This is a genomic window from Chelativorans alearensis (assembly GCF_010993735.1).
Taxonomy (GTDB): Bacteria; Pseudomonadota; Alphaproteobacteria; order Rhizobiales; family Rhizobiaceae; genus Chelativorans; species Chelativorans alearense.
Genome location: NZ_WQNI01000007.1, coordinates 80,594 through 95,425 on the forward strand (window position 1 = coordinate 80,594; position 14,832 = coordinate 95,425).

The following is a 14,832-nucleotide window of genomic DNA, read 5'->3' on the forward strand; positions in this document are numbered from 1 at the left end:
TCTTGCGGACCAGTATGCTGCCAATGTGGTCGCAAGCAAAGAGGATACTGCGAACAATGAATGGCAGCAGCGAACAAGACAATGTCCACGACCACTCTGATCCGTCGCATGGCGCGGGTCTTGGATTCGACACCCGGGCAATCCATTACGCGTTCGACTCAGCCGCCTTCTCCAGAGCAGTCCAGCCTCCGGTCTTCCTGACTTCGACCTATGGCTTTGAAAGCGTGGTGGCAAACGATGCGGCGGCAGCGCAGGGTGGCAGGCTGTATGCCCGCGAGTATAACCCGACCACAGAGATCCTCGAGCAGAGGCTCGCCAACCTGGAAGGGGCAGAGGCAGGACTAGTAGTGTCGACCGGTATGGCTGCCTTCGGCACACTGATACTCTCACTGCTGTCGCAGGGCGACGAGCTCGTTGTACACAAGACGCTTTATTCGAATACGGTTGCCATGGTGGAGCATGGCCTGCCTCGCTTCGGGATCAAGGTCGTTCCCGTGGATTTGTCCGAACCGTCGAACCTCGACGCGGCAATCACGAATAGGACCAAGCTGGTTTACTTCGAAACGCCCGTAAACCCCCTGAGCGCCATCCTCGACATAGCGGCGATCGTAGAGCGCGCCCACGCGCATGGGGTAAAGGTCGCGGTCGACAGCACCTTTGCTTCGCCTGCACTGCAGCGCCCTCTCGAGCACGGCGCCGACATCGTGCTGCACTCGCTGACGAAATACATCAACGGGCATGGCGATACACTCGGCGGTGCGCTGCTTGGAGACGCTGAAACACTTCATACGCTGCACGAAACCGGCCTGCGCTACATCACCGGGGCAACACTGTCACCGCACTCGGCATTCCTGATTCTGCGCGGCCTGAAAACGCTGTCGCTTCGGATGGAGCGACACAGCGCTTCGGCTCTGACGATCGCGCAGATGCTTGACGAGCATCCCGCCGTGTCCTGGGTGAGCTACCCCTTCCTGGAATCGCATCCCGATCATGTAATAGCCCGCAAGCAGATGGCGCAAGGCTCCGGCATGCTGGCCTTCGGCCTTCATGCGGGCTTCGATGGTGCACGAACAATGCTGGACCACTTGAAGTTGCTGACACGCGCCGTGAGCCTGGGCGACACGGACAGCCTCATCTATCATCCAGCCAGCATCACTCGAGCGCGGCAAACGATCCGAAAAGACGCCCACATGGTATCGGGCGTTGGGGAAGATCTCGTCCGCCTTTCGGTCGGCCTCGAGGACGTAAACGATCTGATTGCCGACCTGCGCCAAGCCCTTCAGGTCTTGTGACAAACATATCGGCCATCGCGAACCTAGAACACAGAAACGGACTCGGAGGATGGAATGGCGTTCCTGAGCGGACTTTCCGCATTTCCTATTACGCTCAGCGATCGCGAGGGTCACGTCGACACCGCCGCGCTTCGCAGGCTGGTCGCTCGACTCTGCAGCGCGCAAGTGGATTCGGTCGGTCTCCTCGGTAGCACCGGAACCTACATGTACCTGTCCCGCGAGGAGCGCCGCCGCGCCCTTAGTACAGCTCTCGAGGAAACTGCGGGGACTGTCCTTGTCGTGGTGGGCGTCGGCGCCTTGCGGACCGATGAAGCAGTCAAGTTGGCTCAGGATGCGAAAGGCTTGGGCGCTGCCGCGGGCCTGCTTGCCACCGTTTCCTACGCCCCCTGACTGAGAGTGAAGTCTTCGAGCACTTCTGCACTGTGGCTCGCGAGAGCGGTCTGCCTATCGTCATCTATGATAACCCGGGAACCACCCATTTCTGCTTCACGCCGACGCTCGTGGGGCGGTTGGCCCAGGTACGAGGCATCGTGGCCATCAAGAACCCAACGGACAAAAGCGACGAAATCGGGGGCAATCTCGCGGATCAGAGAGGGATCGCGCCAGGGGACTTTTCGATCGGATACAGTGGTGACTGCCACGGAAGCCATGATCTGCGGCGCCGATACCTGGTGCAGTGCACTCGCCGGAATCATGCCCGACATCTGCCTCAGGATCGTCAGGGCTGCTCAAGCTGGCGATGTTGCAGAGGCGCGGCGACTGGATGCCGCGCTGAACCCGATCTGGGATCTCTTCAAGCAGTTCTCCAGCCTTCGGTCGTCTATGCCATCGCTGGCTTGCTCGGCATCTGCGGAGCCGAACCGCCCCGTCCGATTTTGCCCCTCCCGGAGCTGGCCAAGCGCCAGGTTGCCGACTGCCTGTCCCTTCTTCGGCAGGATCTTGCTGAGGCGGAGTAGAGCAGGGCCGATTGAGCCGTCTGGTGCCACAGGAGCCTGAGGAGGGCTGGCTCACCGGCTGAACGCCGCCGGAGTCATTTTGCTCGGCGGTGCTCTTGTCCTTCTGATTGCGGCTGCGACGGATAATAGGCCCGAAGGCGGGCGCTGGCGATTTAGCCGAGGATGATCTTCTGTCTGTAGACATCACATCCTGGGGCCAGTTCTCGTAGACCGCTGACCAGCATGTTGGCTGCCTCCTCGAGCGCCTCCTCAGGCATCGTTGCCAAGCTTTCCAAAATGAACCACATCCGGCCGCCCAAGGTCTTTAACCGCGTTCGCGTGCCTTGGCGCCAATTCCAGCGGCGGCATGTAACGCCCACGTCGTCGCGCCAGATGACTTCCCCCTTGGCGGGGCTTTCCACGACTGCCTCCCCATTCATGACTGTGTCGAACGCTTCCGATCCATCAGCGACAGACAATCGCGGTTTGCCGATATACGCATCGAAATTTTCGCCTCCGACCGGTATTGCGAAGCGCAGGCTCACCGCATTGTAGAGGTCGACGACGGGATTGATCGATGGAACACGGGCATCCCTCTCCACCCGCTTTTTCAAAGCCTGGGCAGAGCATGGCGTCCGGTTCGGTTTCGCGCCGAACCGGCTATATGTCTCACCCCAACTGGCCAAATGGGCGTCGCCCCAGGCAGGTCCCCCGGCTCGGACAAAATCGCAAGCCTCTGCCAACATGTCCCTAGCCATGGTGCCCCGGGCACGATCATTGGCATCAACAAGAATGCTGAGCGCGCGAAAGTCAGGCGCGATCTCTGCGATTTCTTGGTCGACCACCGGAAAATCCAACATGGCCTCTAGCTCCCATTGACCAATTTAGTATATGGTACCGACCATGAAAAAGAAAGTCAATATATCGACCGAAACGGTCGTTGATGTTGAACGTGTCAGCACGACCGTGTCTCAAAACCTCAAAATGTTCAGGCGGCAAAGCGGCCTGACACTCGATGAACTGTCTCGAAAATCCGGCGTCAGCAAAGGCATGCTTGTCGAGATCGAGAAGGGAAGTGCCAATCCGAGCATCGCCACGCTCTGCAGGGCAGCGACCGCGCTGGGCGTGTCGGTTGCCGATTTTGTCGGAGTGGCGGCGAGCGTGCCGGTACGCATTGTTCCACTCGAGGACGCTTCCATACTTTGGCGCGGTCCGAAGGGGGGCAGTGCAACGCTTCTGGTTGGAACGCACGGACCGGACGAAATCGAGCTTTGGCGCTGGACACTGTTTCCCGGTGAGATTTTCGAATCGCCCGGGCATTCGCCGGGAACGCTTGAACTCCTGAACGTGGAAACCGGCGAACTCACATTGAAAATGGCCGATAGCGAGCACTTTGTTCAAGCGGGTTCTTCCGTCTTGGCCCGTACCGAGGAAAAGCATGCCTACATGAACTGCGGAAAGAACGAACTTCGGTTCGTCATGGCCGTGGCGGAACTACAGCGACCACGCGTGAGAACGGCTTTGTAGCGCGTCGGGAACCTAATCGAAGGTATCCTCAGGCTCTGGATTTCGGGCGAGCATTTTGCCTTGCCGGAGAAACGCAAGCGGAAGAGGCACCTATCCAAGGACGACACGCTCGCTGCTGAGCACTCGACGACGCTCCTCGATAAGGAAGACTTTCAAACCTACATAAAACAGCTATTCGCCACTCTGCTCCTTCAGGAGACGATAGAGGTGCGCGCGGCTGATGCCGAGCAGATCAGCCGCCCGGCTTTTGTTGCCTTGCGTTTGTTTCAGGGCGGCCCGAATCTCTGCATCCGTCTGGGAGCGTATCCTATGTTTGAGAGGGGGCGTTGTGTCTGTTTGAGCCACGCTTGAGGCAGACTCCCAATCGGAAATGGAAAGCGTGCCGGTGATGATCATCCGCGTCAGCGCGTTTTCAAGCTCGCGCACGTTGCCTGGCCACGCGTATCCGAGCAGCAGTTTACGATCTTGGGCAGCCAAAATTGGCGTTGGCCTTCCGAGCCGGTCTGCGATCCGTGCAAGCAAGCGTTCGGCAAGGAATGGGATGTCTTCTCTTTCCCGCAGGGCAGGGACATTTATCGGCAGAACATTCAGCCGGTGATAAAGATCCTCGCGAAACCGGCCGGCTCTAACCAGATCAAGAAGAGGCTTGTTGGTCGCGCAGACGATGCGCAAGTCGATGCTGACCGGATTGGTGCCTCCGACACGCACGATTTCGTTCGTCTGGAGAACGCGCAGCAAACTGCCCTGGAGCTGGAGCGGCATGTCGCCGATCTCGTCTAGGAAGAGCGTACCGCCTGCGGCAAGTTCTAATTTGCCCGGTTTGCCTTGGCTGCGAGCGCTCGTGAAAGCACCGCCTTCGTAACCGAACAGTTCGGCTTCGACAAGCTCGCTTGGGATAGAAGCGCAGTTAACCCACACAAACGGTCCTACGCTTCTGTCAGACAGTGCATGAATCGCGTGCGCGGCCAGTTCTTTGCCAGCGCCTGTCTCGCCACTAGTCATCACAGGCAGGTCGTATTGCGAAGCCATCTTGAGAGCGTCGCGATAGGAGCCCATAAGCTCGCCGGTTCCTATTATGTCATCCAGGCCGAACTTCGATTGCCAGAACCTGGGGTTTTGGGGAATGGCAAGCTCCGCCTTCGATATGCGGGTATAGGTCTTCTTCAAGGCGTCGTAGTCGGAGAACAGGGCAAGGCCAACGGCGCCGATGATCCTGCCGTCCCTTTGTACCGGAACTTGCTTCGTCACCAGTTTGTGCCCACGCACCTCGAGCGGATAGCCGACATGGGATCCGATCCCGCGTGCAACGAAATGAAGCTTGGTCTGCGGCCCGACCACATCGGTTATGTGTCGTCCCAGAAAATCATCGGCCTCCCCTTCGAGCAACCGGCAGTACGGCTCGTTGATCAGAACGATTGTTCCGGCTGTATCGACAGCGACGAGGCAATCCGAGACATGATCGAGCACGAGCCGAAGGAATCCGGCTTCTTCCGGTGAACCTGCGAACCACTCCGGAAGCGTCATCTGAGCCTGCCCTGGTTGGAACCGCAATACGCTGTGCGAAGGCATTCTATCTGGCAGTTGTCTCGGAAGCGAGACAATAAATGTCTCTCATGAGTGACAGTTTGGACAGGAGGCTGACGTGCAAGCGCCTTCCGAAGGATCGATGGTCCTCGGAATTCAGGCTTGTTTCCAGCGACTTAGGCAGCGTGCTCCTCGAAGGCTTTGAACTGGCCCAAACCTTGCGGGGTTCCAGATGTAAAAACCAAATGGGGAACAGGCATATGCATATCGAAACCATGGAAATTGGCGACACAATCGTCCGGGTATCGGGCGCGGGTTCGCCACTCGTGTTTGTGCACGGGTTCACGACCACCGCCGAATTCTGGCGTGATCAGGTCGAGGCGTTCTCGTCCCGATACAGGGTTATCCGCATCAATCTGCCGGGACATGGTGATTCACCACGACCTGAAGGGCGCAGTTACACAATCCCGGCTTTTGCCAATGATATCCTCGAAGTCTATCGGGCACTCGATATCGACGACGCCATCCTCGTAGGTCTCTCGTTGGGGGGGACTGTGGCGCAAAGCTTCGCCCTATCCCACCCCGAGCGTGTCCGTGCGCTCGTCCTTGTCGGAGCCACACCCCACGGACTTGGAGAGGATGTCAATGTCGACAACGTCCTCAAGGCAATCGATGAACTCGGCGTTGTTCAGGCGAGCCAGAATGTCATCGAGCGGTCGTTCGGCGGTGCGGCAAGCCGCGAGCTTGTCGAATTCGCCAAGCTGGAGGTCGCCCAGACGCCGGCTTTCGTGGCGCGAGAGGCAATTGCCTCGCTCAATGCCTCGGACAGCCGGGCCCGCCTTCGTGATATCGGCGTGCCGACGCTGGTCGTTGTCGGGAATGAGGACATCATCACGCCTCCCGGCGAATCCGTTATTCTCTCAGAGGGAATTCCAGGGAGCCGCCTGGAGATCATACCGGACGCGGGTCATTTCCCGATGCTCGAGCAGTCCCAGGCGTTCAATCACGTCCTGAAGGATTTTCTCGATGCCTGTGACAGTCGGTTATCTTATGTGGGAGGCGAAGGCCTCTCGCGGCAAGCCGTTTGAAGGGGAGGCTCAAATGTCTGTTCAAGAAGTGATTTCAAAGGCTGCCCCACAAGCGGATAATCTGGACCGCAACACCAAACGGACCGTGTTTGCGGCCGCACTTGGGACCGTTTTCGAATGGTACGACTTCTTTATCTACGGCTCCCTTGCCGCCTTCTTCAGCACCTTGTTCTTCCCAAAGGGCAACGAAACAGCGGCCTTGCTCGCGGCCTTGGCGACCTTCGGGGCAGGCTTCGTGCTTCGCCCCTTTGGTGCAATCGTCTTTGGCAGGCTCGGTGACCTTGTCGGTCGGAAGAAGACCTTTCTCGTGACAATGCTCGTCATGGGGCTTGCAACCGCTGCAATCGGCCTGTTGCCGACTTACGAGTCCATCGGATGGGCGGCACCCGCCTTGCTCGTGGGATTGCGACTGCTGCAAGGTTTGGCGGTCGGCGGCGAGTTTGGTGGCGCGGTCACCTACGTCGCCGAGCATTCTGACCTCGACCGCCGGGGTTTCACGACAAGCTGGATCCAGATTACCGCAACGCTTGGCCTGTTCCTGTCCCTGATTGTGATCGTTCTATGCCGGTCCCTGCTATCGGGGGAGGATTTTGCGAGCTGGGGATGGCGCATACCCTTCCTCGGCTCGATCCTGCTTTTGATCCTGTCGCTCTACATTCGCCTCAAGCTGCATGAGTCGCCGGTCTTCCAGGAAATGAAGGCGCAGGGAAAAGGCTCGAAAAACCCGATCGCCGAAACCTTTGGCGACGGCAAAAATCTGCGCCTCGTGCTGGTGGCGATCTTCGGCGTCGTCGCGGGGCAGGCGGTCATTTGGTACACGGGCCATTTCTACAGCCTGTACTTCATGACGACTACACTGAAGATGACCCACGACCAGGCCAACTTCTACCTTCTGATCGCGCTTACGCTCGGCACGCCGTTCTTCCTCTTCTTCGGTTGGCTTTCCGACAGGATCGGGCGGAAATGGATCGTCGTGACGGGATGCGCCCTGTCGGCTCTGCTGATCATGCCCCTGTTCCAAGCGCTTGCGAGCTACGGCAATCCTGCGCTGGCGGAATTCCGTTCCAGCACTTCCGTGGTGCTGACGGGCAGTGACTGCGGTCAGGATCAATCCTTCATCGGACAACTGTTCCGGCCGCAGGCAACAACGGAATGCCAGAAAGTGAAGGCACTGCTGACGGCGCGGGCCATACCTTACACTGTGAAGGGTGCCGGCGAGGCTCTCCGAATCCAGATCAATAGCGGCGAGGCGAAATCCCTGAATGAGGGCGATCTCCTTGCAGCCTTGACTGAAGTGGGGATGCCGGCGGCAAATGCGCCGGTCCAGCCAAACGGACCCATGGTCGTCGCCATTCTCTTTGCCTTGGTCTTCCTGGCAACGATGGTCTACGGGCCGCTTGGTGCGCTTCTGGTCGAGCTCTTTCCCGTTCGGATACGGTACAGCGGCGTTTCGGTGGCCCTGCAACTCGGCAACGGCTGGATCGGTGGATTTGCGCCTTTCGTGGCAACGGCAGTGGTGCTTGCGACCGGAAATATCTTTGGCGGCCTCTGGTACACAGTTGCAATTGCCGGTTTGACGGCGGTGATCGGTGCGCTTCTTCTCCCGGAGACCCGCGGGCGGGATCTCAACACTTAGCGTTCACCAAGGGCGCGCTGCACAAAACGGACCGCCGTGGATCACGGCTCCCGCGTTCAGTTCCCTTGAGAGCCAGAGTCCGGGCGCTTGCCCGGACTTTTCAGTCACAGCGCGGGTCACGCCGCCCCTAGCTGACGTGGCCGATAGTGCACATGGCCTCATGATGGCGCTCAATCTCTTTGCATATGCCTAATTGTTGTTCATGCCTATATTTTACTCAGAGATTGGCGCGTTTTGCATGTCATTTGGCTGAAAGTGCACTGGCCGGCCCGTTGTAAGCGGTGCGACTTCGTACTGTAATTCTCGTCAGCCAGCCGCATCGGGCGGTGAAACTTCGACTGCAACATCGGTCAATATTTCCCCAATTGTATTGGATCGGGCTGACCAAGTGTTGCCTTTGCTTGGGGAAGACAATGAAGTTAAACGCAACCATTCTGACCGGGTTTTTAGGGGCGGGCAAAACAACGCTTCTTAATCGCCTCTTGTCTGAGCGCCATGGCGAACGCATAGCCGTTATTGTCAATGAATATGGTGAGGTCGGCATAGACGGCAAGCTGGTCGTCGAGACGGTAGATAATGTCGTCGAACTGAACAACGGCTGCATCTGCTGCACTGTGCGCGACGACTTGATCGGCGCGCTTCGCGGTCTCCTGGCATCCGATCGCCTCTTCGCCCGCATCGTGATCGAGACATCCGGTCTGGCTGATCCCGCCCCAGTCATTCAGTCCTTCATGCTCGACGAGGTTTTGTCACAGCGCGTACAGCTCGATGCGATCGTCACCGTGGTAGATGCCCGCTATGTCGAGCAGCAGCTGACCCAGGATGAGGCCGTCGAGCAGATCAGCTTCGCCGACCTTATCCTGCTCAACAAGACGGATCTCGTGGTAGACGCCGATCTTCTCCGGACGGAGAGTAGGGTTCAACAGCTCAATCCGCTGGCGCGGATCATCAAGACCCAGTCCTGCGCAATACCGATCGACGAGGTTCTCGATCTTGGTGCATTCGACCTCAAGAACATCCTTTCAATCGACCCCTCGATCCTCGAGGACCATGAGCACGAACACGACCAGTCGATCGCTTGCGTCGCCATTCGGGAAACCCAGCCGCTCGATCCGGCCGCCTTCAACCCCTGGCTGAACCGCCTTATCCAGGCGAGAGGCGCCGACATCTTGCGTATGAAGGGCATCGTCAATTTTGCCGGTGAAGCGCGCCGCTATGTTTTCCATGGCGTCCACATGACGCTTGAAGGCCGTCCGGGAAAGCCCTGGATGAGGGATCCCCGCCTGACGGAGATCGTCTTCATCGGCCGCGATCTGGACGAAGCCGAGCTTCGCCGCGGCCTAGGCGCTTGCGTTTTGCCCGCCGTCGCCCTTGTCATCTGAACCATTTCGCCATCACGAGAAGGAGAAGTCCTCATGCCACCCCTCTTGGCCGCAATGATCAGCCTTGGCGTCCTGGGCGCGATCGACACCTACATGACCGCAACCATCTTTCCCGTCCCTGTTTGGGTGACCTTCATCGCCTGGGCGTCGTTCTTCGCCTGCGGCGGCGGACAAGCGGGGCTCATCAAGTCGATCGTCTCCAACTGGACGGGCATCGCGATTGCGTCCGTCGCCCTGCTGACCATTCAGTTTGGACCCGCTCACCCTCTGTTTGCGGCCATTCTCGTCCCTCTCGGCACCGCAGCGATGATCCTCGTCTCGGCCAAGCAGATCCTGAACTTCCCCCCGGCCATCGTTTTTGGCTTCGCGTCGCTCGTCGGCACGTCGGCTGCAACGGACACCACGATCACGACGTCGGGTCTCACTCATCCAACGCTAGTAGCGATGGCCGCGATGTTGTTCGGAGGTCTGTTCGGGTTCATCTCGGAATTGGGCACCAGCCTGCTCGCCGGAGCAAAGCCTAAAACCATCTGATCGATCATCGTTTGGAAAAGGAAAATCCTCATGAAGCTCCAGCATTACCTTGGCGGACTGGAAGGACTCGGACCGGTGAGCACCGAAACGCGCGTCTTCGTTGAACCGTGGGAGACGCGGATCTTTGGTATCCACACGGCGATGATGGCGCTGTCCGTGCAACTGCCGCTGCCGGCAACGCCGTCCGCCTTCAACACCATCTGGACCTGGGCGGATCTGCGCAAGGGGGCCGAAAGCCTGAACCCCTTCGACTATTTCAAGTACCGCTATTACGAGAAGTGGCTCGGCGGCATTTCCGGCTACTTCATCGAACGCGGCTACATCACGGCTGAGGAACTCGACGCCCTGACGGACGAATACTATCAGGACCCGTCTAAGCCGCTGCCCGTCGCAGGCGACGCGGCGATCGACGACCGTGTGGTCCAGTATCTGGTGGAGGGCGATAGCCCGAAGCGCGATGTGACGGTCACCGTGGACTTCTCTGTCGGCGACGTGGTCAGGATCGAAAACGTGCCAAGCATCGAGCACACCCGCCTGCCAGGCTTCCTGCGCAACAAAACCGGAACTGTCGAGACGGTTTATCCCGGGGCCTACACCTATCTATGCGACACCGGTCCCGACGGCATCGGCCCGACCATGGCCGTCTACTGCATCCGCTTCGAACCCGCCGAGCTTTGGCCGGGCAATGCGGAACAGAACTTCAGCCTCTATGCCGACCTCTACGCTCGCTACGTCGCAGCCATCGATAATGCGACCGCGACCAAGGCTGCCTGAATACGATCATCGAGGAGACTGACATGTCCGAACGTTTCAAATATCGCGAAGACCGCGAAGCGTACAGCGCAGCTCGCGTGCGGGCGCTTGAAGCCTTGCTCATCAAGAAGGGCATCATCACCGATCGGACCGTGGACACGGTGCTCGAGTTTTTCGAGACCAAGATGGGACCATTCAACGGCGCCAAGATCGTCGCTCGCGCCTGGGTAGACCCCGCCTTTAGGGAGAGGCTGATCGCAGACACACCCAAGGCGATTGCCGAACTCGACCTGCCGGACGGCATGGCTGGCGCCGAAGGCGAGCACATGCGCGCAGTCGCCAATGCTCCCGGCGTCCACAACCTGATCATCTGTACACTCTGCTCCTGCTATCCCTGGCCTGTTCTCGGACTGCCTCCCTATTGGTACAAGGATCCGACGTTCCGCAGCCGCGCCGCCCGCGAGCCGCGCGCTGTCCTTGCCGAGTTCGGCCTGCCGATCGCCGAGGACATCGAGGTCAAGGTCTGGGATTCGAGCGCCCAGATCCGCTGGTTCGTCGTTCCGGAACGGCCGGCAGGAACCGAAGGCCTGTCGGAATCCGAACTCGAGACCCTCGTCACGCCTGAGGCGATGATGGGTGTCGCCGTCGCGAAGGCCGCCTGAGGGTAGACCATGTTGACGCAGTTCGAACATTTCGCGGTCACCGAAATGATGGGAAGCGCCGATAGTCCACCACGGGCTAACGGCACCCTCTGCTTCGGATCCGACTGGGAGCGCACCTCATTCGGGATTGCGCTTGCTCTCGCAAAGGAGGGCTATTTCGAATGGGATGACTTCCGGGATGAATTGATCGCCTCCATCAAGGCATGGGAAGACGCCAATCCGTCGGATCACTCCTCCTGGAATTACTACGAACAGTTTCTGACGGCGCTCGAGAGCGCCGTCGTGAAAACGAACCTGCTGACCGCTTCGGAAATGCGAGAAATCTTCGATCTCAGCAATCAAACCAGCCAGTAATGGCTTCTTCGGAGACATCAAGATGCACATTGAACCTGGAATTGTGGACGGCGCAAAGATCGTATTGAGTTATTCCACTGCGGCCGGCGCCGCACTCTTCACCCTGAAGGCCGCCGGCGATGAAATCCGGCGTCGGGGCGTGTCATCCCTATTGGGAGGAAGCGCTATAGCGACGGCCCTTGTCTTTTCTTTCTTCGAGATCCTGCCGCATTATCCGGTTGGCGTTTCCGAGGTGCATCTGATCCTCGGCTCGACGCTCTTCCTGCTGTTCGGCGGAGCGCCCGCAGCAATCGGCCTTGCGGCCGGGCTGCTGGTCCAGGGACTGTTCTTCGCGCCGTTTGATCTGCCGCAATATGGCATGAACGTTACGACCCTGCTCGTGCCGCTGTTTGCGCTACAGCTTCTTTCAAAGAAGATTATCGCACCAAAGACGCCCTACGTTGACCTCAAGTACCGACAGGCGCTGGCGCTGTCGACGGCCTATCAGGGCGGTATCGTCTCCTGGGTGGCGTTCTGGGCGCTCTACGGCAACGGCTTTACGGCCGAGAATATGCTGTCAATCGGAAGCTTCGGCTTTGCCTATATAGCCGTCATCCTGATTGAGCCGCTTGTCGACGTCATGGTGCTTGCGCTCGCCAAATCGATGAAGGATGTGTCGCACATCGGCTTGTTCGACGCCCGACTGACGTCTGCTGCCTGACGTTCTGAAGCTGACCATCATCCACGGCCGGGTGATGGTCAGTCCTGGCAGGTTTCTTGCTTCGCACTTAAGGGTAGTCAAACGTTACCTTGCAGGGGGTACGCCAATGCGGATCGTTATTCTTGCGCCACCCGGCGTCCAGTCCTTGGATGTTGTTGGGCCCGCAGAGGTGTTCTGGGAGGCTGCGCGCCGCTATGGCGACATGAGTAAGTACGACATACAGGTTATGTCGACTGGCCAACCCTCCATCGGCGGAACCGGTCAGTTGCGGTTCCTTGCAGACCGTACGATCTTTGACAGCGATGAGCCAATCCATACTTTGCTGGTCGCAGGCGACCCTTCGTTCCAGGCGATCGATCCGAGAGTCATCTCCTGGCTGCGCCGCCGGGTGCCAACGGTCAGGCGATACGGTTCAATCTGCACTGGCGTCTTCCTGCTCGCTGCGGCGGGCCTGCTTGAAGGGAAGCGGGTAACAACTCACTGGGAATGCGCTCCGAGATTCAACAAGGAATATCCGCAAATCGAGCTCGAGCCGGACGCCATCTACATTCGCGACGGCAAACTCATCACTGCCGCCGGCGTAACGGCAGGAATTGACCTGGCTCTTGCCCTTGTTGAGGAGGATCTTGGGCGCGAAGTCGCCTTGGCTGTCGCCAGATATATGGTCATTTTCGTGAAAAGGCCTGGCGGGCAATCACAGTTCAGCGCGCATCTGGTCGGCCAAATGTCCGAAACGACCTTCATTCAGAAGGCGCAGGCCTATATGCTGGAGAACTTGGATCAAGAACTCCATGTCGAGGCAATCGCCAAGAAAGTCGGAATGAGCACACGCAATTTCGGCCGCGTGTTCAGAACCGAACTTGGGATGACGCCGCTGGATTTCATCATTGCCGCTCGGATCGACGCAGCACGCAGGCTGCTTGAAGACACAAACCGCCCTCTGCAGTCTGTGGCGAAGGCGTCCGGTTTTTGCGACTTGGGCGCGATGCGCCGGGCGTTCAGCAAGACAATCGGGGTAACCCCGAGCGAGTACCGCTCGAGATTCCAGATCCTGCAAGATTACAAGTCGGCATTTCGCGGGCCAGCAACTGAGCTGTCAGGCGCCAGCCACGTGACCGATTACGGACCCAAGACCGCTATCGCACGCTGAGTGGCTTGGGCACGGGTCCGGGCCGCGTCCGCGCAGCCGGCGATCCGACTCGAACGCGGCGGCAATTCCTTCGGAATCTATCCAGTGTTCAGCGACCTGAACCTTGCGGTCAAGCCGGGCGAAGATCCTGCTCCCGCAACCATCTTTGCCGGCGTCGATTGCAAGTTTGATCACACACAGACCCTAAAGCAGAGATCGGCTCCTATGAACAGGTGAGCTACGCGATCCAAGATTCCCGCATCGTGAGCCTCCAACAGTAAGAACGCGAAGCGGCTGGACTAGATAAGCAATCGTTGCGTCTTGAGCGGACCCGCACTCCAGCGCACCATTGTGAAGATAAGCTAACGAGATGTGTAACACTAGGTGAAGGACAGAGCAGGATCACTCGGATATCTCACGATGGAAGGCATTGCTGCCTAAGGGAGGAGATCATGACAGAAGAGCGTCGCGCCAGCGCGACTTCCAACCTTTCACTCGAGCAGCGTGCGTGGAATATCCGCCGCAAGGCGCTCTTGATGGGTGAAGTTCAAGGCCAAGGATATATCGGACAGGCGCTCGGAATCGCTGACATACTGGCCGCCTCGTACTTCCACGCGCTCGAATACCGCGCCGAAGATCCCGAATGGGAGGGACGTGACCGCTTCCTGCTTTCGATCGGGCACTACGCGATCGCGCTCTATTCGGTTCTCATGGAGGCGGGCATCCTACCCGAGGACGAACTCGAGACCTACGGGATGGATGACAGCCGGATGCCGATGTCTGGTATGGCTTCCTATACGCCGGGCATGGAGATCACCGGCGGCTCTCTCGGTCACGGCCTCGGGATCGCGGTCGGCATGGCGCTCGGGCTGAAGCGCAAGGTAAATCCGGCCTTCGTGTTCAACCTGATGTCGGATGGCGAATTGGGCGAGGGCTCGACCTGGGAGGCGGTGATGTCCGCGGTCCAGCACAAGCTCGACAATCTGATCTGCCTCGTCGATTTCAACGATCAGCAGGCGGACGGCAAATCGACCGCCGCGCTGGCACAGGGTGACGAACTAAAGAAATGGCAGGCCTTCGGCTGGCATACTCAGCGCGTCGACGGGAACGACCTCTCGGCCGTCGTCGCAGCGTTTGACGAAGCCCGTGCCACCGATCATCCCGGTCCGCGCGTCATCGTCTTCGACACTCGGATGTGCAAGGGTGTCGATTTCCTCGAGACCCGTGAGATCACCCACTTCGTCCGCGTCGAAGCCGACGAATGGTCGAAGGCGCTCGCCGTTCTGGAAGAAGGAAAGCCGCAATGACCATCGCCT

Annotated in this window: 14 protein-coding genes and 1 pseudogene; 13 read left to right on the forward strand and 2 right to left on the reverse strand. The window is 58.9% G+C overall.

The genetic code is table 11. The annotated features are described in order from the left end of the window. Window positions 1-56 precede the first annotated feature (56 nt). Together GPJ75_RS12145 and GPJ75_RS12150 are read left to right on the forward strand one after the other, a co-directional pair. A complete protein-coding gene (locus tag GPJ75_RS12145; protein WP_163268434.1) occupies window positions 57-1,292 on the forward strand; it encodes a trans-sulfuration enzyme family protein in 1,236 nt (411 codons plus the stop codon). A gap of 54 nt (window positions 1,293-1,346) precedes the next feature. Further along, window positions 1,347-2,248 (forward strand): annotated as a pseudogene (locus tag GPJ75_RS12150) (dihydrodipicolinate synthase family protein). A gap of 152 nt (window positions 2,249-2,400) precedes the next feature. On the opposite strand, the gene GPJ75_RS12155 reads toward GPJ75_RS12150, so the two are convergent. Continuing rightward, window positions 2,401-3,087 carry a B3/B4 domain-containing protein gene (locus tag GPJ75_RS12155; RefSeq protein ID WP_205602514.1) on the reverse strand — a complete coding sequence of 229 codons (687 nt, stop codon included), beginning with the start codon at window positions 3,085-3,087 and terminating at the stop codon, window positions 2,401-2,403. Window positions 3,088-3,130: 43 nt separating this feature from the next. Between GPJ75_RS12155 and GPJ75_RS12160 the strand changes: the two genes are divergently transcribed. After that, window positions 3,131-3,754: a helix-turn-helix transcriptional regulator gene (locus GPJ75_RS12160; RefSeq protein WP_163268436.1), complete on the forward strand. Its 624-nt coding sequence runs from the start codon at window positions 3,131-3,133 to the stop codon at window positions 3,752-3,754. 171 nt (window positions 3,755-3,925) lie between these two features. On the opposite strand, the gene GPJ75_RS12165 is transcribed toward GPJ75_RS12160, so the two are convergent. Beyond that, a complete protein-coding gene (locus GPJ75_RS12165; protein WP_163268438.1) occupies window positions 3,926-5,278 on the reverse strand; it encodes a sigma-54 interaction domain-containing protein in 1,353 nt (450 codons plus the stop codon). 260 nt (window positions 5,279-5,538) lie between these two features. On the opposite strand from GPJ75_RS12165, the gene GPJ75_RS12170 reads away from it, so the two are divergent. The 10 genes from GPJ75_RS12170 (at window position 5,539) to GPJ75_RS12215 (ending at window position 14,823) form a co-directional block, all read left to right on the forward strand. Further along, window positions 5,539-6,366: an alpha/beta fold hydrolase gene (locus GPJ75_RS12170; RefSeq protein WP_163268440.1), complete on the forward strand. Its 828-nt coding sequence runs from the start codon at window positions 5,539-5,541 to the stop codon at window positions 6,364-6,366. 13 nt (window positions 6,367-6,379) lie between these two features. Continuing rightward, complete coding sequence (locus tag GPJ75_RS12175) at window positions 6,380-8,002, forward strand: MFS transporter (RefSeq protein ID WP_163268442.1); 1,623 nt, start codon at window positions 6,380-6,382, stop codon at window positions 8,000-8,002. 413 nt (window positions 8,003-8,415) lie between these two features. Further along, window positions 8,416-9,384: a CobW family GTP-binding protein gene (locus GPJ75_RS12180; RefSeq protein ID WP_163268706.1), complete on the forward strand. Its 969-nt coding sequence runs from the start codon at window positions 8,416-8,418 to the stop codon at window positions 9,382-9,384. A 33-nt stretch (window positions 9,385-9,417) separates the two neighbouring features. Next, complete coding sequence (locus GPJ75_RS12185) at window positions 9,418-9,918, forward strand: DUF1097 domain-containing protein (RefSeq protein ID WP_163268444.1); 501 nt, start codon at window positions 9,418-9,420, stop codon at window positions 9,916-9,918. 30 nt (window positions 9,919-9,948) lie between these two features. Further along, window positions 9,949-10,692 carry a nitrile hydratase subunit beta gene (gene nthB, locus GPJ75_RS12190; protein WP_163268446.1) on the forward strand — a complete coding sequence of 248 codons (744 nt, stop codon included), beginning with the start codon at window positions 9,949-9,951 and terminating at the stop codon, window positions 10,690-10,692. A 23-nt stretch (window positions 10,693-10,715) separates the two neighbouring features. Then, entirely contained in the window at window positions 10,716-11,333 is a 618-nt protein-coding gene (nthA, locus tag GPJ75_RS12195) for a nitrile hydratase subunit alpha (RefSeq protein ID WP_163268448.1), read from the forward strand. Between the two features lie 9 nt (window positions 11,334-11,342). After that, window positions 11,343-11,687 (forward strand): nitrile hydratase accessory protein, encoded by a 345-nt coding sequence (locus GPJ75_RS12200; RefSeq protein WP_163268450.1) that lies wholly within the window; start codon window positions 11,343-11,345, stop codon window positions 11,685-11,687. Between the two features lie 22 nt (window positions 11,688-11,709). Next, a complete protein-coding gene (locus GPJ75_RS12205) occupies window positions 11,710-12,387 on the forward strand; it encodes an energy-coupling factor ABC transporter permease (protein WP_163268452.1) in 678 nt (225 codons plus the stop codon). Window positions 12,388-12,493: 106 nt separating this feature from the next. Next, window positions 12,494-13,537 carry a GlxA family transcriptional regulator gene (locus tag GPJ75_RS12210; protein WP_163268454.1) on the forward strand — a complete coding sequence of 348 codons (1,044 nt, stop codon included), beginning with the start codon at window positions 12,494-12,496 and terminating at the stop codon, window positions 13,535-13,537. A gap of 431 nt (window positions 13,538-13,968) precedes the next feature. Next, a complete protein-coding gene (locus GPJ75_RS12215; protein WP_163268456.1) occupies window positions 13,969-14,823 on the forward strand; it encodes a transketolase in 855 nt (284 codons plus the stop codon). The last annotated feature ends 9 nt before the right edge of the window (window positions 14,824-14,832 follow it).